Raw genomic sequence first — 18,532 nt, forward strand, 5'->3', positions numbered from 1 at the left:
CGTCGCGGTGATGGGCTGTGTCGTCAACGGCCCCGGCGAGGCCCGCGAGGCCGACCTCGGCGTCGCCTCCGGCAACGGCAAGGGCCAGATCTTCGTCGCGGGCAGGGTCGTCAGGACGGTGCCCGAGTCGAAGATCGTGGAGACCCTCGTCGACGAGGCCATGAAGATCGCCGAGCGGATGGAACGGGACGGCGCCGCGTCGGGGGAACCGGCCGTCACGGTGAGCTGAACCCGTACGGCACGCACCGGGCTGCTTGGACCGAACTGCCGGACCGGGCCGTACGGACCGAGAGGGGGCCAGACGTTGACGATCCCGGGGACCGCCCGGCGACGGGACCAGCTGCCCGACGAGTCCGGCTGCGACGCACCGTCGTCGGCACCCGCCGGTACGAGCCCGTCGGCCCGGTGCTGCCCGCGCTCGGCACGGCGGTCGCGCCGGCCCCGGCGGACGCCGGCGCCGACGTGCCCGTGCGGCGCTCCGGCAGCCCGGAACAGTTCCCCGCCCACGCCGGGCGGGGCGACGTACCGGCCGGCCCGGGGCCGACGCCGGTGAAGAGCGCCGGGCGGAGCAGCGCCTGCCCGGCCACCGTGGACGAGCTCGCCGAGGAGAGGACCGTATGACAGCGGCGGAAGCGGAAGACGCGACGGGGGCCGGTGGGTTCGACCTCGGCAGGCTCCTGGCCGAACGCGGGGCCGAACGCTACGACCTGCACGCCCGGCACCTGAACCACCAGCTCCCGCGCATGCTGCACACCATCGGCTTCGACAAGGTGTACGAGCGCGCCGAGGGGGCGCACTTCTGGGACGCGGACGGCAACGACTACCTGGACATGCTCGCCGGGTTCGGGGTGATGGGCGTGGGCCGCCACCACCCCGTGGTCCGCAAGGCACTGCACGACGTCCTCGACGCCTCCCTCGCCGACCTCACCCGTTTCGACTGCCCGCCGCTGCCCGGGCTGCTGGCCGAGCGGCTGCTCGCGCACAGCCCGTACCTGGACCGGGTGTTCTTCGGCAGCAGCGGGACGGAGGCGGTGGAGACCGCGCTGAAGTTCGCCCGGTACGCGACGGGCCGGCCCCGTGTCCTGTACTGCGAGCACGCCTTCCACGGCCTCACCACCGGCTCCCTGTCCGTGAACGGCGAGCCCGCCTTCCGGGACGGCTTCGCACCCCTGCTCCCGGACACGGCCGTGCCCCTCGGCGACCTGGACGCCCTGGCACGGGAGCTGAGGAAGGGCGACGTCGCCGCGCTGATCGTGGAGCCGATCCAGGGCAAGGGCGTGCACGGGGCCCCGCCCGGCTACCTGCGCGCCGCCCAGGACCTGCTGCACGGGCACGGGGCGCTGCTCATCGCCGACGAGGTGCAGACCGGGCTCGGCCGCACCGGTGACTTCTACGCCCACCAGCACGAGGCGGGCGTGGAACCGGACCTGGTCTGCGTGGCCAAGGCGCTCTCCGGCGGCTACGTGCCCGTCGGGGCGACACTCGGCAAGGACTGGATCTTCAAGAAGGTGTACTCCTCGATGGACCGCGTCCTGGTCCACTCGGCGAGCTTCGGCGGGGGCGCGCAGGCCATGGCGGCGGGCCTCGCCGTGCTGTCGGTGCTGGAGAACGAGCGGCTCGTCGAGCGCGCCCGGGCCATGGGGGAGCGGCTGGCCTCCCGGCTCTCGGCGCTGACCGGGAAGTACGAGCTGCTCGCCGACGTACGCGGCCGGGGGCTGATGATCGGCATCGAGTTCGGGCGGCCCGCGTCGCTCGGGCTGCGCAGCCGCTGGAGCGTGCTCCAGGCCGCGCGCAAGGGACTGTTCGCGCAGATGGTCGTCGTACCGCTGCTGCGCAGGCACCGCATCCTCACCCAGGTCTCCGGCGACCGTCTGGAGGTGATCAAACTGATTCCGCCGCTGGTCGTCGACGAGGCGGACGTCGACCGCTTCGTCGACGCCTTCACCGAGGTGATGGACGACGCGCACAGCGGGAGCGGGCTGCTGTGGGACTTCGGCAGGACTCTGCTGAAGCAGGCGGTGGCACACAGGTAGGGCGCCGCACCGAACCCCTTTGCCCCTGAGGCAAGAAATTTGCCGCAGGGGCAAAAATGCGGCTCAATGGAGTACATGAGCGCCTCCGAGCCAGGGCCGGTCGAGGACCTGCCCGCCGTAGCCCCGCAGCTGCGCACCCTGAGGCGGCGCGCCTCCCTCACCCTCGAAGCCGCCGCCCGGACCGCCGGGCTGTCGCCCGCGCACCTGTCGCGGCTGGAGACCGGACAGCGCCAGCCCTCGCTGCCGATGCTGCTGACGCTCGCCCGCGTCTACGGTACGACGGTTTCGGAGCTGCTGGGGGAGACCGTCGCCGAGCGGGACGCGGTCGTCCGCGCGGCCGACATGGAGCCCACGCGCGCGGGCGGCTGGACCTACTGGCAGGCGGGCTCCCCGGGCCGGGGCATGCAGTCCCTGCGCGTGCACGTCCCGCACGGCTCGCAGGGCGACATCGTGCGCGTCCACCCCGGCGAGGAGTGGCTGTACGTCCTGACGGGCCGGCTGCGGCTGCGCCTCGGGGACGTCACCCACGTGCTCGACCCCGGGGACAGCGCGCACTTCGACTCGCTGACCCCGCACCGCATCGCCGCCGCCGTCGAGGACGGCGCCGACCTGCTCTTCGTCCACACCCTCCTGCAGAGCCCGAGCACCGCGCTGTGCCTCGGGCCGACGACCCTGGGAGTCACCCCGTGAGCAACCTGGAAACGAAGTTCCCCCGCGGCCTGTGGGTACGACTGATCATCTACATCGCGGTCGGCCACCTCTTCGCGGCGTTCATCTGGCTGCTGTTCGAGGTGGGCGCGAAGTAACGGGCCCACGGCCGGGGGCTCAGTCCAGCAGCCGCTCGCGCAGCCGCTCCCGGACCTCCGGCGCGAGACCGAGGCCCCGCTCCAGATAGGTCTCCACGCCGCCCCACTTCTCCTCGATCGCGTCGAAGGCCGCCTGGAGGTACTCGGCGCGTGCGTCGAACAGGGGGCTCAGCAGCTCCATCACCTCGGGCGCGTAGGCGTTCGCCGCCGTCGAGCTGCGGTGCACCTTGTAACGGCGGTGCTTCTCGTTCGACTTCAGGTAGTCCGCCAGGATCGCCTCGCGCTCCACACCGAGGGCGAGCAGCGTGACGGCGATCGACAGACCCGCCCGGTCCTTGCCCGCCGCGCAGTGCATCAGGGCGGGCACGCTGTCCTCCGCCAGCGCGTGCAGCACCCGCGAGTGCTCCGCCGTGCGCGTGGTGACGATCATGCGGTACGAGGCGGTCATCCGGGCCCCGCCCTTGCCGTCGTCCAGGATCGAGCGCAGCTGGTCCAGGTCTCCGTCGCGCACCATGCGCCAGAACTCGGCGCCGTCCGCCGGGTCGCTCAGCGGCAGGTTCACGTTGCGCACGCCGGGCAGCTCGACGTCCGGGCCCTCCAGCTTCTGGTCGGCCGAGTTGCGGAAGTCGAAGACCGTGTGCAGTCCGAGGGAGGACAGGAACGCGGCGTCCTCGTCGCAGGCGTGCGCCAGGTGGCCGCTGCGGAACAGCCGCCCCCGCGCCACGCGCCGGCCGTCCACGGTCGGCAGACCGCCCACGTCGCGGAAGTTGCGGACCGACGTGAGCTCGGGCTCGGTCGACGGGATCTGCTGCGTCACGAAGGGCTCCTCCCACAGGGCCGTCGGCGGTGCGCGGCTCGGCACGCCGACAGATACGCCCTCGCACGATACGACACGGCCGTGCGGGGCAAGGAGCGGTGCCGCGCCGTTGCCAGGCGGCCCCCGCGGCCTTGATGATGTTGGCGCCCGATCGGGTGTGTCCGCACCCGTGGCGTCAGTGGGGGGTCTCATGGTGGAGATCGGTGAAGACGGCCGTACCTGGCTCCTGTCGGGCCCGGCCAGCAGTTACGCGCTGCGGCTCACCGCGGACGACGAGCTGCTGCACCTCCACTGGGGCGCACGCATCGGGCTCGCGGACGCCGAGGCGCTCGCCGCCCTGCCCCTGCCACCGTCGCGCGACTCCTTCGAGTCCCGGCTCGACGGGCACGAGGAGTATCCGGTCGAGGGCGGCGCCCGCTTCGTACGGCCCGCGCTGTCCGTCCGGACGGACGAGGTGCGCGGCACCGAGTGGTCCTTCTCGGCGTACGAGGTCGAGGACGGCGAGCTGCGGCTGCGGTTCACCGACCACGGGCTCGCCGTCACGCTGCACTACCGGATGCGCGACGACGTGGTCGAGCGCCGGGTGACCCTCGTCAACGACGGGCCGGCCGCGGTGGAGGTGCTGCGCGCCGACTCCGCGACCTGGACGCTCCCGCTGCGCGACGGCTGGCGCCTGTCCCAGCTGCACGGACGCTGGGCGGCCGAGTCCCGGCTCGTCCGCACCGACCTCACCTACGGCGAGAAGGTCATCGGCAGCCGGCGCGGGCACACCGGGCACCAGCACCTGCCGTGGGTCGCGCTCGACGCCGACGGGGCCACCGAGGAGCGCGGCGAGGTGTACGGGTGCGCGCTCGGCTGGTCGGGCACCTGGCGCATCTGCGTGGCCCAGCTCCCGGACGCGCGCGTGCAGATCACCGGCGGTGCGGGGTACGACGACTCGGGCCTGCTGCGGCTGGCGGCGGGGGAGTCGTACACCACGCCCGTCTTCGCGGGGCTGTGGAGCGACGGCGGTTTCGGCGGGGCGAGCCGCGCCTGGCACGCGTACCAGCGCGCGCACGTCATTCCGCACGCGGACCGCGACCGCCCGGTGCTCTACAACTCCTGGGAGGCCACCTACTTCGACATCTCCGAGGACCAGCAGCGGGAGCTGGCGCGGCGGGCGGCGGACCTGGGCGTGGAGCTGTTCGTGGTCGACGACGGCTGGTTCGGGGAGCGGACGAGCGACCGGGCGGGCCTCGGCGACTGGACGCCGAACCCCGAGCGCTTCCCGGCCGGCCTCAAGCCCCTCGCGGACGACGTGCACGCGCTGGGCATGCAGTTCGGCATCTGGGTCGAGCCGGAGATGGTCAACCCGGACAGCGACCTGTACCGGGCGCACCCCGACTGGGTGCAGCACCAGCCGGGCCGCAGGCGTACGGAGCTGCGGAACCAGCTCGTGCTCAACCTCGCGCGCGCGGACGTCCAGGAGTACCTGTGGGAGCGGCTGGACACCCTGCTGTCGAGCGCCCCGATCGACTACGTGAAGTGGGACTTCAACCGCTGCTTCACCGACGCGGGCTGGCCCGGCGAACCGTATCCGCAGAAGCTGTGGGTGGAGCACGTGCACGCCTTCTACGCACTGCTCGACCGGCTGCGGGCCGCGCACCCGGGCGTCGCCTTCGAGTCCTGCTCGGGCGGCGGCGGCCGGATCGACCTCGGGGTGCTGTCGCGTACGGACCAGGTGTGGACCTCGGACAACACCGATCCGCTCGACCGGCTCGCCATCCAGCACGGCTTCAGCCAGATCCATCCCGCGCGCGTGATGGCCGCCTGGGTCACCGACAGCCCGAACACCCAGCTCAACGGGCGGGCCAGCGCCCTGCGTTTCCGTTTCGTCAGCGCCATGGCGGGCGTGCTCGGCATCGGCGGCGACCTCACCCGGTGGAGCGAGCGGGAGCTGGCGGAGGCGCGGGACTGGGTGTCCCTGTACAAGGAGATCCGGCCGGTCGTCCAGCGGGGCGACCAGTACCGGCTCAGGCCGCCGACGGGCGGGCTGAGCGCCGTGGCCCACGTGCTCGGTGACGAGGTCGTCGTCCTGGCCTGGCTGCAGGCCCAGCACCACGGGGAGCCGCTCGCGCCGCTCCGGCTGCGCGGAATCGATCCGGCGGCGAGGTATGAATGCCGGGAGACGGGTGACGTGTACCGGGGAGCGGTGCTGCTGCACCACGGTCTCCCGGTCGGGCTGCGCGGCGATCTCGACGCGACGATTGTCCGGCTGCATCGCCTTTGAGTGTTACGTCGGAAAGGGTGGACGGATTCCGTCTGATCCTGGTATGAGGCATGCCGAACCGGCCGCGCGTGACCAGGCTCATAGGGGTGACGCTACGTCGCTGTCATGTACACCTAATAAACCTGAGCCATCAGGCGAGTTGGGAAAAGGGAAAGCTCCGCCATCGACGGAGGGTGAGCGGAATTCCGCTCCGGTGGCCGGGAAAGGAGACGCCCGGAGAACCCGCATGGTTGTCCCCGCGGCGGTAAGTCGCCTACTTTCGGCGTCAATCCGGGCGGACGCCGAATCCTGCCGCCGGCCGGAGCCGTCAACTTCACCCGTGCACGGCAGGAGCGGGGGACCCACAGGTTCGACTGCCTGGTCCGGTTCCCGGAACAGGCTAGGGGTCAAGCCGCGCCCGTCGCGGCCGGGCAGCTCCAGCCCGCACCCGACAGCTGACCTCGCAGGCGCCGGAGAGGATCAGCAATGCCCGCGAAGGGTAAGCACCGCCGCCCCAGGACCCAGCGCCTCAGCCGCTCGATCGCCGCCGCCGGAACCGGTGGCGCCGCGCTCGCGCTCCCGCTGATCGGGGCCACCGGTGCCCACGCGTCGACGCAGACGCACACGCAGTCCGGGGCGCACACGTCCCAGGTCTCCCAGGCTTCTCAGTTCTCCCAGCAGTCCACCGCGCTGCCCCAGCGGGCCGCGGCCGAGCGGACCGCCGCACGGCAGGTCCAGCAGTCGGCCGCCGCCGAGAAGTCCGCCGCCACGACGCGGACCTACTCGGTGAAGAGGGGCGACTACCTCTCCCGGATCGCCGAGGAGCAGGACGTGACCGGCGGCTGGCAGACGATCTACGCGGACAACCGCGAGGCGATCGGCTCCAACCCGTCGCTCATCCACCCCGGCCTGGAACTCACCCTCGGCGGCAAGGCCCCGTCGAGCACGGGCGGCTCCTCCTCCGGCAGCGGCTCCAGGGCTTCCGGCGGAAGCGATGCGTCGGCACAGAAGCCGCAGCAGTCCCAGCAGTCCCAGGAGTCGCGGAAGTCGTCGCAGAAGTCCCGGACCCCGCAGCGGAAGTCGCAGGAGGCCGACACCCAGGCGGAGAAGCCCGCCTCCTCCGCGCAGGACACCCGGACCGCGAGCGGCGGCGGCTCCGGCTCCGGCTTCACCCGCCCGGTCTCCGGTGTCGTGGGCACCGCCTACCGTGCCGCGGGCGGCATGTGGTCCAGTGGCTACCACACCGGTGTCGACTTCGTGGTGCCGACCGGCACCTCGCTCAAGGCGGTCGGCGCGGGCACGGTCGTGTCCGCCGGCTGGGGCGGCTCGTACGGCAACCAGGTCGTCGTCCGGCTCGCCGACGGCCACTACGCGCAGTACGCCCACCTGTCCTCGCTCTCCGTCTCGGTGGGCCAGACCGTGAGCGTCGGCCAGCAGGTCGGCCTGTCCGGGGCGACCGGCAACGTGACCGGACCGCACCTGCACTTCGAGATCCGTACGGCCTCGGGCTACGGCTCGGACGTCGACCCGCTGGCGTACCTGCGGTCCAAGGGGGTCTCCCTCTGACGCGACCGTTCTCCGGCGCACCCGCCCCCGGGCGGTGAGGGCCGGGCCCCGCGACCGATGCGGGGCCCGGCCCGCTGTCCTTTTCGGTGCTAGTTCTGCATTTGTCACAGCGGGCCGAAGTTTCGGTCGGCTTATTCCGGAATTGACCAACACTTGACGAGTGGCCTATCTCACCGCCCGTCAACCCTTTCCTACGGTCGCGTAGCTCACATCCCACGGTGAAAAATGGACCGACGTGGCAGACGAAGCGAAGAAGGACGACAGCAGAAGAGTGATCGGGTCCTACGTGGCGGTGGGGGACAGCTTCACCGAGGGCGTGGGCGACCCCGGGCCCGACGGCGCGTTCGTCGGGTGGGCCGACCGGTTCGCGGTGCTCCTCGCCGACCGGGTACCCGTGGGCGAGTTCCGCTACACGAACCTGGCCGTGCGCGGGAAGCTGCTCGACCAGGTCGTCGCGGACCAGGTTCCGCGGGCGAGGGAGATGGCACCGGACCTGATCTCCTTCTGCGCGGGCGGCAACGACATCATCCGCCCCGGCACCGACCCCGACGAGGTCGCCGAGCGCTTCGAGCGTGCCGTCGCCGACCTCACGTCCGCCGCCGGCACCGTGATGGTGACCACCGGCTTCGACACCCGTGGCGTGCCCGTGCTCAAGCACCTGCGCGGCAAGATCGCCACGTACAACGGTCATGTGCGGGCCATCGCCGACCGGTACGGCTGCCCGGTGCTCGACCTGTGGTCCCTGCGGACCGTCCAGGACCGGCGCGCCTGGGACGCGGACCGGCTGCACCTGTCGCCCGAGGGGCACACGCGCGTGGCCCTGCGGGCCGGGCAGGTCCTGGGCCTCCCGGTCCCGGCGGACCCGGAGCAGCCGTGGCCGCCGCTCCCGCAGCGCGGCACCTTCGAGGTCCGCCGCGACGACATCCACTGGGCCCGCGAGTACCTGGTGCCGTGGATCGGACGCCGGCTGCGCGGGCAGTCCTCCGGCGACCGGGTGGTGGCGAAGGGAACCCTCTCCCCGGCGGACATCAGGACGCGCATCGGAACGGTGGCCTGACCACCACGACCGCACCCACGGACGGACACCGTCCACCGAGCAGCACACCGGGCGGGCCCGGGCCACTCAGGCCCGGGCCCCGGGTGCGTCCGGGCCGGCCGGTGGTCCGGGTTCTGCCTGCCGGGCCGTCCGGCGGTCGGTCCGCCTCCCGCCGCGGTTCGGGCCGGCCACCCGGCACTCCTCGTCCGTACCCCGTCCCAGGGCCGGGGCGTCGGGCCGGGCCACCCGGTCCCGGCGGCCCCGGTGCGGGCGACCGGTGGGAGCGGTGCCCGGGACCGGTCAGTCCCCGGTCGTCGTGAGTGTCCCGTGGGTCACGCCCAGTTCGCGGACGAGCGCGTCGTCCGCCCATGCCAGGGTCTGTGCCCGGGAGACGGCTCCCTCGTACGCGGTCGTCTGTACCGCGAGGCCGTCCAGCAGCGCGGTCAGCCGCAGGGCCGCGGCCGCCGGGTCGGCGCACCGGAACTCGCCCGCGGCCGCCCCTTCCGCGATCACCTCGGTGAGCGCGGCCTTCCACTGCCGGTCGAGGTCACGGGTGACCTCCCGCAGCGCGGGCTCGCGCAGTGCCGCCGCCCAGCCCTCGATCCACAGCCGCCAGCCCTTCGCCTGCCCGGTCGGCGCGTACCAGCGCACGGCCGCCCGCAGCCGCCGCAGGGCCGTCGTACGGCGGCCGACCAGCTCGCGCAGCTGGGCCAGGTCGTCCTGCGCGGCGTAGCCGAACGCCTCGGCGACCAGCTTCTCCTTGGTCGAGAAGTGGTAGAGCACCAGCGCGCTGCTCACCCCGAGCGCCGAGGCCACATCGGAGATCCGTACCGCCGCCAGGCCCCGCGCCTCGATCTGCTCGACGGCGGCCCGCAGCAGGGCCTCGCGCCGCTCCGTCGCGCCCCACCGCACCCTCGTCACCCGGCACACCCTAGTCGTCACCGCGAACGGGCCCGCCGGTGGCCCAAGGCGCCGCGCACGGCACCCGGTTGCCCGGCCCGCCGGGTGCGAGGCCGCGTTCGCCGGACGGACCGGGGACCGTCACCGGGGCGGACCATAATGGAACACCTCAGTGGATCACTTGGAGGTGCCGTGTCCGGTTCCCAGAAGTCCAGCCCCGGGCTCCGTGCGTTGCGGCCCGCCGCCTTCGGCGCGGAACCGGGCGGCGCGCGCCTCGCACGGATCCGCAGATCGCCGCACTTCGCGAACGGCGCCTTCGTGAACCCGGAGGGCGCCCGCGTTCTCCCCGCCCCAGGCGCCAGGACGGAGATGGTGAGGTCCTACCTCCGCAAGGAGGACCGCGTCCGCCGCGCCCCGGCCCGCCCCGTGCCGGTGCACCCCACGACCGCCGCCGACCTCGCCGCGCCCCCGGCGACCGGTCTGCGCCTGACCTGGGCGGGGCACTCCAGCGTCCTGGCCGAGATCGACGGGCACCGCGTGCTGTTCGACCCCGTCTGGGGCGAGCGCTGCTCCCCGTTCTCCTTCGCCGGCCCCAAGCGGCTCCACCCGGTGCCGCTGCCGCTGGCCGCCCTCGGCCCGGTCGACGTCGTCGTCATCTCCCACGACCACTACGACCACCTCGACCTGCCCACCGTCAAGGCCCTCGCCGGTACGGACACCCTCTTCGCGGTGCCCCTCGGCGTCGGCGCCCACCTGGAGCGCTGGGGCGTCGCCGAGGGACGCATACGCGAGCTGGACTGGCAGGAGTCGACGCAGGTGGGCGGCCTCACCCTGACCGCCACCCCCGCCCGGCACTTCTGCGGCCGCGGTCTGCGCAACGCGCAGCACACCCTCTGGGCCTCCTGGGTGGTCGCGGGCGACGAGCACCGGATCTACCACAGCGGCGACACCGGCTACTTCGAGGGCTTCACGGAGATCGGCGCCGAGCACGGCCCGTTCGACGCCACGATGATCCAGATCGGCGCCTACTCCGCCGAGTTCTGGCCCGACATCCACATGACGCCCGAGGAGGGCATGCGCGCCCACCTCGACCTCCAGGGCGGCCGTCCGTCCGGGGTGATGCTGCCCATCCACTGGGCGACGTTCAACCTCGCGCTCCACCCCTGGGCCGAGCCGGGCGAGGGCACCCTCGCGGCCGCCCGCGAGGCCGGTGCCGCCGTCGCGCTGCCCCGGCCCGGCGAGCCCTTCGAGCCCACCGCGCGGACGGTGCCGTCGCAGCCGTGGTGGCGCGCTGTCGCCGTACCGCCCGCGGGCGGCTGGCCGGCCGCCGACGAAGACGTGCCCATGACAGCGAGTGAGGGTACCGGACGGACCGGGGAAGGGACCGGTGACCCGGAAGCGGTGTCCACCGGGTGACCTTCAGAGTGACATTCCGATGATTTTCCTGGGCCGAGGTTGCGTGTGCTCCTCGGCCCTTTCGTCTTCGTCCCGTCTGTCTCGGACCACATCCGACCAGGTCTGATCGAAAGAATTCGATAGCGCGAACAACCGCCCGAAAGGTTATCGGCCTGTCGTACGAAGCCTCATACCAGAGCGGGAAGCTCTGCGGGAGACTTTGTCAACTGACCACCGCACCTGATGCGTTGGCGACTACTGTGCGTTGCTGTCCGGGCGACACCGGGCCGAAATCTTCGGCTCTCTCGACCGGCACGCGATGGCGCACGCCCGGGTCGCGCAGACGCGGGAGCCCCCACGCCCCGACGCACCAGTACGAGGACGCCGATGTCTCACCTCCGCGCACCGGCCACCCGCGCAGACCGCCGTGAGGGCGGCCGGCACGGACGGCCGGTCGCCCGCTCCGCACCCTCCCTGACCGAGACGGCGATACGGCCGCAGCTGCTGCGACTCGCGGTCCTGCCGCCCGTGGCGGTCGCCCTCAGCGCCTGCGCGGCCGTGCTGTTCACCGTCCGCTCCACCGGGGCACCCCCCGGCCCCACCCTCTGGGCCGTCCTCGCCGGAGCCCTCGGCGTCGCCCTCGCGGGCATCGTGACCGCCGCCGTGACCGCCGACCGCACCGCCAGGTCCGTACGGGCACGCCTCTGCGTCCTGCGCCGCTCCAGCGCCCGCGGCGAGGCCGACCTGCGGGCCCTCGTCGAGGCGCTGCGCCGGGGCGAGAGCCCGCCCGCCCGTACGCCACGCACCGAACCCCCGGCCCGCGCCGACGAGTTCGACCTGCTCGCCGCCGACCTCGCGCAGGCCCACGAGGCCGCCGTCGGCGCGGTCGTCCGGGCCGCCCAGCTCTCCAGCCGGACGGGCAGCGAACAGAAGGTCGAGGTCTTCGTCAACCTCGCCCGGCGCCTGCAGTCCCTCGTGCACCGCGAGATCTCGATCCTCGACGAGCTGGAACACGAGATCGAGGACCCCGACCTGCTCAAGGGCCTCTTCCACGTCGACCACCTCGCCACCCGCATCCGCCGCCACGCCGAGAACCTCGCCGTCCTCGGCGGCGCCGTCTCCCGCCGCCAGTGGAGCCACCCGGTCTCCATGACCGAGGTGCTGCGCTCCGCGACCGCGGAGGTCGAACAGTACTCACGCGTCAAGCTGGTGCCCCCGGTCGACGGCACCGTGCGCGGGCACGCCGTGTCCGACGTCATCCACCTCCTCGCCGAACTCGTCGAGAACGCCACGGTGTTCTCCGCCCCGCACACCCAGGTCCTGCTGCGCGCCAGCCTCGTCACGGCCGGGCTCGCGGTGGAGGTCGAGGACCGCGGCCTCGGCATGCCGGCCGGGGAGCAGAGCAGGATGAACGCCCTGCTCGCCGACCCCGACCAGGTCAACGTCGCCAGCCTGCTGCAGGACGGCCGCATCGGCCTCTTCGTCGTCTCGCAGCTCGCCCGCCGGCACGGCATCCACGTACGGCTGCAGTCCAACATCTACGGCGGGGTCCAGGCCGTGCTCGTCGTGCCCGAGGCGCTGCTCGGCACGGACCCCGCCGGCCCCGCGGACGAACCGCGGGAGCGGCTCCAGCCGGCGCAGGGCACCCGGCGGCCGCCCAGGTGGTCCGCCACCCCGGAGCCCGCCGGGGCGTCGCCCGAGGCGGCCGGGTCCGTACCCCGGCAGCCGCAGGGCAGCGCGTCCCCGGCGCCGCACCGGCAGCCTTCCGCCACGGGCGGGCGGCCGGCGGCCGGCAACGGCGGTCCGGCGCCGCTGCCCGTGCGGGACACCCGCCGGGAGCGGCCCAACCCGGCGGACGCCCCGCCCGGCATCAGGCCCGGCGACCGGCCGGCCCTGCTGGAGAACAACGGCGTGCCGCCCACCCCGCGCGCCGGCACCGCCCGCGGCACCGCGGACCGGCCGCCCCGGCTGCCCCGCCGCCGCGCCCAGCAGCACCTCGTGCCCCAGCTCCGCGGCGGCCCCGCGCCCGCGCCCCGGCAGAACGGCGACCGGTACGTCGCCCACGACCCGGGGCTGATGGCGGCCTTCCGGCGCGGTATCGGCCTCGCCGCCGAGGCCCACCGGGCGGAGCCCGACCGGCCCGGGGAAGCCGCTCCCGGCACCGCAGCCACCACTCCGGGGCCCTCCGACGCGCACCGGGACGCGCCGCGCACGGGCACGGCGTCCGCCGGTCCGGGCCCGCTTCCCCCGGCCGTACCGCCGCCCCCGGCCGCGGCCCGCCCGGGCGGCCCCGGGCCGCACACGACCCCCGGGCCCCGCGAGACGAACGGAGCCCACCGGCCCCCGCCCGGACCCGGCCCCGCCCCGCGCCACGACGGGAGCGCACCGGCCGGATGACCACCCCCTCCGCTCCGCCCCCACCCACCCCCTCCGCTCCCGCGGACCTTCGTACCCCAAGGAGTCGATCCACCATGGCGAGCGATGCGCCGACCGGCCAGGTGTCCGATCTCGACTGGCTGATGAGCGGCCTCGTGCAGCGTGTGCCGCACACCATGAGTGCGGTGCTGCTCTCCTGCGACGGACTGGTGAAGTCGGTCCACGGCCTCGACCCGGACAGCGCCGACCACATGGCCGCGCTGGCCTCGGGCCTCTACTCCCTCGGACGCAGCGCGGGCATCCGCTTCTCGGACGGGGGCGAGGTACGGCAGGTCGTCGTCGAACTCGACTCCAGCCTGCTGTTCGTCTCCACCGCGGGCGCCGGCACCTGCCTCGCCGTCCTCGCCGGGCGCGAGGCCGACGCGGCGGTGCTCGGCTATGAGATGACGATGCTCGTGAAGAGCGTACGGCCCTATCTGACGACCGCGCCCCGGCAGCCCGCCGCCGAACCCCCGGCGATGAGGCCTTGAACGCCGCCCCGGCCGGCGACGGACCCTGGCTCGACGACGCGGCCGGGCGGCTGGTGCGCCCCTACACGGTCAGCGGCGGCCGGACCCGGCCGAGCACGTCGCTCGACCTGCTGTCCCAGGTGATGGCCACCGGCACCACCCCCCTCGGCTACCTCGGCCCCGAGCACACCCAGGCACTCGACCTGTGCCGGGTGCCCGTCTCGGTCGCCGAGGTGGCCGCCCACCTCAAACTGCCGGCGGCGGTCACCAAGGTGCTCCTGTCCGATCTCGTGGACAGCGGGCTCCTCGTCGAGAGGCCACCGGCGTTCCAAGACAACCCCACCGACAGGGCTCTTCTGGAGGCAGTGCTCGATGGACTACGACGACAGCTCTGACCCGTTCCCCACCGCCCTGAAGATCCTGGTCGCGGGAGGATTCGGGGTGGGCAAGACGACCTTCGTCGGCGCGGTGAGCGAGATCGCGCCGCTCAGCACGGAGGAACTCCTCACGACGGTGAGCGAGGGCACCGACGACCTCGACGGCGTCGAGAACAAGACCGAGACGACGGTCGCCATGGACTTCGGCCGGATCACCCTCGACCGCAGACACGTGCTGTACCTGTTCGGCACCCCCGGACAGCAACGTTTCTGGTTCATGTGGGACGAGCTCTGCGAGGGCGCCCTCGGTGCGGTCGTCCTCGCCGACACCCGCCGCCTGGAGGACTGCTTCGCGGCCGTCGACTTCTTCGAGCAGCGCGGGCTGCCCTTCATCGTCGCCGTCAACGAGTTCGACGGCGCCTACCGCTACGAGCCCGCGGAGGTCCGTGCCGCCATCGACCTCGACCCGGAGGTCCCCATCGTGCGCTGCGACGCACGCATCTCCAGCTCCGCCGTGCAGACCCTGCTCACCCTCGTCCGCCACCTCCTCGCCCACACACCCGAGCACGCTCCGAGCCGCGGAGCCCACACATGAGGGACGACACGGCCCGTGGAGCCCGGCCATGACCTACGATCCACCGCGCCCGCCCGGCCGGCTGCTGCTCACCCCGGAGGACAGGGACGCCCCCGCGCGCGTACGACGCCTGCGCCTGCTCGGTCTCGGCGACCACCCGGAACCGGCCTTCGACGCCCTCGCGCTCCGGCTGGCGCAGCACGCCCAGGCGCCGTACGCCATGATCACCTTCATCGACGAGCACCGGCAGCTCTTCGCCGGGCTGTGCGCACCGGACGCCCCTGTCCGCGCGGCGGACGGCACCGAACGCAGGATGGGCCGCCACCTGGCCCGCGCCTACGGCTTCTGCCCCCATGTGGTGGTGCGCCGCAAGGCACTGGTCCTGGAGGACGTGAGCGACTACCCGCGCTTCGCCGGCAACCCGGTGGTCGACGAGTTCGGCATCCGTTCCTACCTCGGCGCCCCGCTCGTCGACAGCGCGGGCGACGCGCTCGGCACGGTCTGCGTCGCCGACGTCACCCCGCGTCCCTGGGGCAGGACGGGACTGATGAGCATCAAGGCGACGGCGGCCGACCTCACCGCGCGGATCGAACGGCGGGAGCTCCTCTCCTAGCCGTCCGCCCCGCGCGGTGAGGTCGGCCGCGGAATGCGCCGGCTCACGACGAACCGTGCCGTGCCCGCCCTCCTGCGCGTTTCGCATGCGGGATAGCATCCCTGATATGAAACGCGTACTGGATGTGTCCCGGGACAGAGCCGCAGCCGTCCCGGACTCCGTCGACCGTCGGCTCGGGGCCCGCCTGGCCGAGCTGCGTGCCGAACGCGGCTGGTCCCTGGGGGAGCTGGCGGCGCGCAGCGGGGCGAGCCGCTCGACCCTGTCGCGGGCCGAACGCGCGGAGATCAGCCCCACGGCCGCCCTGCTGAACCGGCTCTGCGCCGTGTACGGACGGACCATGTCCCAGTTGCTGGCCGAGGTCGAGTCCGAGCCCGTCACGGTCGTCCGCGCGGCCGGGCAGCCGGTGTGGGAGGACAGGGCCGCCGGCTTCGTGCGGCGGTCGGTGTCGCCCCCGCACACGGGGCTGCGCGGGGAACTGGTCGAGGGGCGGCTCGCGGCGGGCGGCGACATCGCGTACGACCGGCCGCCCGTACTCGGCCTCGAACAGCACATCTGGGTCCTCGACGGCCGCCTCGACGTCGTGGCGCAGGACGTCGAGCACCGTCTCGACGCGGGGGACTGCCTGCGGCTGCGGGTGTGGGGGCCGACGCGGTTCCGCTGCCCCGGGCCCGACGCCGTGCGGTACGCGCTCGTGGTGGTGGAGCCGTGACGGCGATCTCCGTCCTCACCGGGCCCGAGGTGCTCGCGGGCGCGGAGGAGCCGGCCCGATCGCGGGCCGACACCGTGGACGGCGGGGCCTCGGTCGGCTCCTCGCCCCGCCGGACCGCGCGGAGGCCGTCGCCTGGTGGAGGGGGCGCGCGAACGCGGTGGCCGCCGGGGCGCCCGCCGTGTGGGCGGCACGGGGCGACGCGGGCCGGCCGGTCGGCGCCGTGAACCTCGCCTTCCCGGACCGGGCCCCGACGGCCGCCACCGCCGGACTCGCCGAACCCATGGTGCACCGCGACACCCGCGGCCGGGGCCTGGGCAGCGCCGTGCCGGCGGCCGCCGAAGGCGCGGCCGCCGCGGCGGGAAGCACCCTGCTCCACCTGGACACCGAGACGGGCGGCCCGGCCGAGTCGCTGTACCGCTCGGCGGGCTGGACCCGCGTCGGCGCGACACCCGACTACGCGGCGGACCGGCCCGGTGTGCTGCGGTCCACGACGCTCCACTTCGAGCAGGTGCCGGTCCGCGCCGTGACACGGGAGGTGTGAACTGCGGTGCCGGTGGGGCCCGTTACGGTTCTGTCCATGCCGGATGCCGAAGACGTACGCCGTATCGCCCTGTCCCTGCCGGACACCATCGAGAAGACCGCCTGGAACATGCCCACCTTCCGGGTCGCGGGCAAGATGTTCGCCACGCTGCCCGAGGAGGAGACCTCCATGGCGGTCCGCTGCCCGAAGGACGAGCGCGACGAGCTCGTCCTGGCGGAGCCCGCCAAGTTCTGGGTCGCCGAGCACGAGGCGTACTCCGCCTGGGTGCGGGTCCGGCTGGCCGCGCTGGAGGACGAGGCGGAGCTGCGGGACATCCTCGCCGACTCCTGGCGCCAGGCGGCCCCGCCCAGACTGCTGGAGGCCCATCCCCGGCTGGGGCTCCACCTGGCCGAGTGACGGGCGTGCGACCTCGCGCCGACAAACGGATGCGCGATCACCTCCCCGAGTGCGGTATGGTTTCCGTGCACGTTCGGCCGGGGGAAACCCCAGGTCAGACGGGCACCGGGACGTGGCGCAGCTTGGTAGCGCACTTGACTGGGGGTCAAGGGGTCGCAGGTTCAAATCCTGTCGTCCCGACCAGCGATTTCGCGGGTCGATGGCCGTTTCCGTGGTAACGGAAACGGCCTCCGTCGTTTCTGGCCGGTCAGTAGCTCCTGGCTGGTCAGTCCCTCCTGGTGAAGCTCACCTCCGGGTGCTCCGCCGACGGGCCGTCCAGCAGGGGCTGATCGACGCCCTTGAGGTGGTGGTCGAAGAAGGCCGCCGTGTAGCCGCGTGTGATCTGTTGCGACCGTGTCCCCGACAGGGGCTCCTCCGGGGGCAGCAGTCCCAGCTGGTCGCCGAGCACGGGTGTGTCGGTGAAGGTGAAGTGCCCGGAGCCGGCCACGGTCAGCCAGCGCTTCCAGCCGTCGAGGAGGGGCCAGTTCTCCACCCAGTTCCCGTGGTCGTCCTCGGTACCCACCAGCATGAACGGCCGCCCGCCGAGACCCTCGGCGGGCACCACGTCGTGCAGGCCGCCGTCCAGGTCGAGCCCGGCGCGCACCCGCCGGTCGTCCACCATGACGGCCGCCGCGGCGGCGCCGCCGATGGAGTGGCCCGCCATGCCGATCCGCGTACGGTCGATCATGCCGGCGTGCCGCCAGACCGGGCGGCGGGCGGTGAGCCGGTCGAGGAGGAAGGAGACGTCCTGCGCACGGCCCCGGGCGACGGTCCCGTACTCGCCCTCGGGTACCTGGTCGCAGGCGGCGCAGGTGAGGAGGCGGCCGCCGGGGAACGCCGCGCCCACGGACTCGTGGGCGTGGTCGACGGCGGCGACCACGTACCCCCGGCTCGCCAGGTCCTCGGCGAGCGAGGTGAGGGTCGCCCGGTTGAGGGTGAACCCGGGGGACAGCACCACGAGCGGGAACGACCCCCGTGCGGGACCGGCGCCGGGGCGGGCGTGGGTGCGGGCGCCGCTGAGCGTCTCGGCGGGCACCGCCCCGGACAGCCCCCGGTCCTCCAGGAACGCCCGTGCCTCGCCGGTGGTCATGTACGGCGCCGTGCGTCCCTGGCCGGCGCGGGCGGGGTAGTACAGCGACACCATCAGCTCCCGCGCCCCGGCCTCCGGCACCCAGGGGTCGGGCCGGCCGGTGTCGACCAGGTGCAGGGTGTCGCGGCCCACCGCGAACGGGCCCGTGGGGCGGGGCAGTTCGAGGCGGGCGAGGTGGTGGGCGCCGGCGGAGGGCGTGTCGACGGGCGTGGGGGCGGCGTGGGCCACGCCCGGGCCGAGGAGGGCCAGGGACAGGCCGAGCAGAGCGGCGGTGGTGCCGCGGGACAGACGATGCATGCCGCTGACACTAGGCAGCGGACGGCCACGGCCACGTCCCACGCGGAGATGATCCGCCGTCCGACCGAGGAGGGACGCGCGGGTCCGGGGATCCCCCGACGGTCCGACGCGCGACCCCTGAGGGCATGGGGCGTACCGCCATGTGAGACGGCGGGACGGCGAGCGGAGGAGTGCCCTTGACGCGGGCGGGAAGGGCGATCGACACTCCAG

Annotated in this window: 19 protein-coding genes, 1 tRNA gene, 1 pseudogene and 1 riboswitch; of the genes and pseudogenes, 18 read left to right on the forward strand and 3 right to left on the reverse strand. The window is 73.7% G+C overall.

Going from position 1 to position 18,532, the window contains the following annotated elements; all coding sequences use genetic code 11:
* The 5 genes and pseudogenes from IEZ04_RS31540 to IEZ04_RS31560 all read left to right on the forward strand — a co-directional run.
* Nucleotides 1-229: pseudogene (locus IEZ04_RS31540) on the forward strand (flavodoxin-dependent (E)-4-hydroxy-3-methylbut-2-enyl-diphosphate synthase); the annotation flags it as partial.
* Between the two features lie 176 nt (nt 230-405).
* On the forward strand, nt 406-621 hold the full coding sequence (locus IEZ04_RS31545; protein WP_189220408.1) for a hypothetical protein: 216 nt from the start codon (nt 406-408) through the stop codon (nt 619-621).
* Entirely contained in the window at nt 618-2,033 is a 1,416-nt protein-coding gene (locus IEZ04_RS31550) for an aspartate aminotransferase family protein (protein ID WP_189220409.1), read from the forward strand. Before IEZ04_RS31545 ends, IEZ04_RS31550 begins: the two co-directional genes overlap by 4 nt.
* A 75-nt stretch (nt 2,034-2,108) precedes the next feature.
* Nucleotides 2,109-2,723: a helix-turn-helix domain-containing protein gene (locus IEZ04_RS31555; protein WP_189220410.1), complete on the forward strand. Its 615-nt coding sequence runs from the start codon at nt 2,109-2,111 to the stop codon at nt 2,721-2,723.
* Nucleotides 2,720-2,839 (forward strand): DUF6126 family protein, encoded by a 120-nt coding sequence (locus IEZ04_RS31560; protein ID WP_189220411.1) that lies wholly within the window; start codon nt 2,720-2,722, stop codon nt 2,837-2,839. Before IEZ04_RS31555 ends, IEZ04_RS31560 begins: the two co-directional genes overlap by 4 nt.
* Nucleotides 2,840-2,858: 19 nt before the next feature.
* Here the strand turns inward: IEZ04_RS31560 and IEZ04_RS31565 are convergent, their stop codons facing one another.
* Nucleotides 2,859-3,656, reverse strand: coding sequence for a tyrosine-protein phosphatase (locus tag IEZ04_RS31565; RefSeq protein ID WP_189220412.1), 798 nt, complete (start codon nt 3,654-3,656; stop codon nt 2,859-2,861).
* Nucleotides 3,657-3,846: 190 nt separating this feature from the next.
* Here IEZ04_RS31565 and IEZ04_RS31570 point away from each other — a divergent pair, with 190 nt between their 5' ends.
* The 3 genes from IEZ04_RS31570 to IEZ04_RS31580 all read left to right on the forward strand — a co-directional run bounded on the left by IEZ04_RS31570 (nt 3,847) and on the right by IEZ04_RS31580 (nt 8,527).
* The gene (locus IEZ04_RS31570; RefSeq protein WP_189220413.1) at nt 3,847-5,925 is read left to right on the forward strand and encodes an alpha-galactosidase; all 2,079 of its coding nucleotides are present in this window, start codon (nt 3,847-3,849) and stop codon (nt 5,923-5,925) included.
* A 304-nt stretch (nt 5,926-6,229) separates the two neighbouring features.
* Nucleotides 6,230-6,387, forward strand: a riboswitch (cyclic di-AMP (ydaO/yuaA leader).
* A 3-nt stretch (nt 6,388-6,390) separates the two neighbouring features.
* Nucleotides 6,391-7,470, forward strand: a complete 1,080-nt coding sequence (locus IEZ04_RS31575; RefSeq protein ID WP_189220414.1) for a M23 family metallopeptidase — start codon at nt 6,391-6,393, stop codon at nt 7,468-7,470.
* Between the two features lie 271 nt (nt 7,471-7,741).
* Complete coding sequence (locus IEZ04_RS31580) at nt 7,742-8,527, forward strand: SGNH/GDSL hydrolase family protein (protein ID WP_189220459.1); 786 nt, start codon at nt 7,742-7,744, stop codon at nt 8,525-8,527.
* A gap of 279 nt (nt 8,528-8,806) precedes the next feature.
* Here IEZ04_RS31580 and IEZ04_RS31585 read toward each other — a convergent pair whose 3' ends face one another.
* The gene (locus IEZ04_RS31585) at nt 8,807-9,427 is read right to left on the reverse strand and encodes a TetR/AcrR family transcriptional regulator (RefSeq protein WP_229821411.1); all 621 of its coding nucleotides are present in this window, start codon (nt 9,425-9,427) and stop codon (nt 8,807-8,809) included.
* Nucleotides 9,428-9,565: 138 nt separating this feature from the next.
* Here IEZ04_RS31585 and IEZ04_RS31590 point away from each other — a divergent pair, with 138 nt between their 5' ends.
* The 10 genes from IEZ04_RS31590 to IEZ04_RS31635 all read left to right on the forward strand — a co-directional run bounded on the left by IEZ04_RS31590 (nt 9,566) and on the right by IEZ04_RS31635 (nt 17,079).
* Nucleotides 9,566-10,822 carry an MBL fold metallo-hydrolase gene (locus IEZ04_RS31590; RefSeq protein ID WP_373296390.1) on the forward strand — a complete coding sequence of 419 codons (1,257 nt, stop codon included), beginning with the start codon at nt 9,566-9,568 and terminating at the stop codon, nt 10,820-10,822.
* 366 nt (nt 10,823-11,188) lie between these two features.
* Nucleotides 11,189-13,198 carry a sensor histidine kinase gene (locus tag IEZ04_RS31595; protein WP_189220416.1) on the forward strand — a complete coding sequence of 670 codons (2,010 nt, stop codon included), beginning with the start codon at nt 11,189-11,191 and terminating at the stop codon, nt 13,196-13,198.
* Between the two features lie 74 nt (nt 13,199-13,272).
* The gene (locus IEZ04_RS31600; protein WP_189220417.1) at nt 13,273-13,707 is read left to right on the forward strand and encodes a roadblock/LC7 domain-containing protein; all 435 of its coding nucleotides are present in this window, start codon (nt 13,273-13,275) and stop codon (nt 13,705-13,707) included.
* Nucleotides 13,704-14,081 (forward strand): DUF742 domain-containing protein, encoded by a 378-nt coding sequence (locus IEZ04_RS31605; protein WP_189220418.1) that lies wholly within the window; start codon nt 13,704-13,706, stop codon nt 14,079-14,081. The genes IEZ04_RS31600 and IEZ04_RS31605 overlap by 4 nt, the downstream gene beginning before the upstream one ends.
* On the forward strand, nt 14,059-14,658 hold the full coding sequence (locus IEZ04_RS31610; RefSeq protein WP_189220419.1) for a GTP-binding protein: 600 nt from the start codon (nt 14,059-14,061) through the stop codon (nt 14,656-14,658). The genes IEZ04_RS31605 and IEZ04_RS31610 overlap by 23 nt, the downstream gene beginning before the upstream one ends.
* A 28-nt stretch (nt 14,659-14,686) precedes the next feature.
* Nucleotides 14,687-15,250 carry a GAF domain-containing protein gene (locus IEZ04_RS31615; protein ID WP_189220420.1) on the forward strand — a complete coding sequence of 188 codons (564 nt, stop codon included), beginning with the start codon at nt 14,687-14,689 and terminating at the stop codon, nt 15,248-15,250.
* A gap of 106 nt (nt 15,251-15,356) precedes the next feature.
* Nucleotides 15,357-15,959: a helix-turn-helix domain-containing protein gene (locus tag IEZ04_RS31620; RefSeq protein ID WP_229821412.1), complete on the forward strand. Its 603-nt coding sequence runs from the start codon at nt 15,357-15,359 to the stop codon at nt 15,957-15,959.
* A gap of 157 nt (nt 15,960-16,116) precedes the next feature.
* A complete protein-coding gene (locus IEZ04_RS31625) occupies nt 16,117-16,500 on the forward strand; it encodes a GNAT family N-acetyltransferase (protein WP_373296391.1) in 384 nt (127 codons plus the stop codon).
* Between the two features lie 36 nt (nt 16,501-16,536).
* Nucleotides 16,537-16,896, forward strand: a complete 360-nt coding sequence (locus tag IEZ04_RS31630) for an MmcQ/YjbR family DNA-binding protein (protein WP_189220422.1) — start codon at nt 16,537-16,539, stop codon at nt 16,894-16,896.
* A 106-nt stretch (nt 16,897-17,002) separates the two neighbouring features.
* A tRNA-Pro gene (locus IEZ04_RS31635) sits at nt 17,003-17,079 on the forward strand.
* An 82-nt stretch (nt 17,080-17,161) separates the two neighbouring features.
* Here the strand turns inward: IEZ04_RS31635 and IEZ04_RS31640 are convergent.
* Complete coding sequence (locus tag IEZ04_RS31640) at nt 17,162-18,322, reverse strand: alpha/beta hydrolase family protein (RefSeq protein WP_189220423.1); 1,161 nt, start codon at nt 18,320-18,322, stop codon at nt 17,162-17,164.
* Nucleotides 18,323-18,532: the final 210 nt, after the last annotated feature.

It is taken from the genome of Streptomyces ruber (assembly GCF_014648075.1).
In the GTDB taxonomy this organism is placed as follows: Bacteria; Actinomycetota; Actinomycetes; order Streptomycetales; family Streptomycetaceae; genus Streptomyces; species Streptomyces ruber.

Bases quoted from the DNA above. Each gene is read 5' to 3' on its own strand.
- IEZ04_RS31610 (WP_189220419.1), top strand. From the start codon at position 14,059: ATGGACTACGACGACAGCTCTGACCCGTTCCCCACCGCCCTGAAGATC.
- IEZ04_RS31640 (WP_189220423.1), bottom strand. From the start codon at position 18,322: ATGCATCGTCTGTCCCGCGGCACCACCGCCGCTCTGCTCGGCCTGTCC.
- IEZ04_RS31595 (WP_189220416.1), top strand. From the start codon at position 11,189: ATGTCTCACCTCCGCGCACCGGCCACCCGCGCAGACCGCCGTGAGGGC.
- IEZ04_RS31555 (WP_189220410.1), top strand. From the start codon at position 2,109: ATGAGCGCCTCCGAGCCAGGGCCGGTCGAGGACCTGCCCGCCGTAGCC.
- IEZ04_RS31590 (WP_373296390.1), top strand. From the start codon at position 9,566: ATGGAACACCTCAGTGGATCACTTGGAGGTGCCGTGTCCGGTTCCCAG.
- IEZ04_RS31570 (WP_189220413.1), top strand. From the start codon at position 3,847: ATGGTGGAGATCGGTGAAGACGGCCGTACCTGGCTCCTGTCGGGCCCG.
- IEZ04_RS31615 (WP_189220420.1), top strand. From the start codon at position 14,687: ATGACCTACGATCCACCGCGCCCGCCCGGCCGGCTGCTGCTCACCCCG.
- IEZ04_RS31575 (WP_189220414.1), top strand. From the start codon at position 6,391: ATGCCCGCGAAGGGTAAGCACCGCCGCCCCAGGACCCAGCGCCTCAGC.
- IEZ04_RS31630 (WP_189220422.1), top strand. From the start codon at position 16,537: ATGCCGGATGCCGAAGACGTACGCCGTATCGCCCTGTCCCTGCCGGAC.
- IEZ04_RS31600 (WP_189220417.1), top strand. From the start codon at position 13,273: ATGGCGAGCGATGCGCCGACCGGCCAGGTGTCCGATCTCGACTGGCTG.
- IEZ04_RS31550 (WP_189220409.1), top strand. From the start codon at position 618: ATGACAGCGGCGGAAGCGGAAGACGCGACGGGGGCCGGTGGGTTCGAC.
- IEZ04_RS31620 (WP_229821412.1), top strand. From the start codon at position 15,357: ATGAAACGCGTACTGGATGTGTCCCGGGACAGAGCCGCAGCCGTCCCG.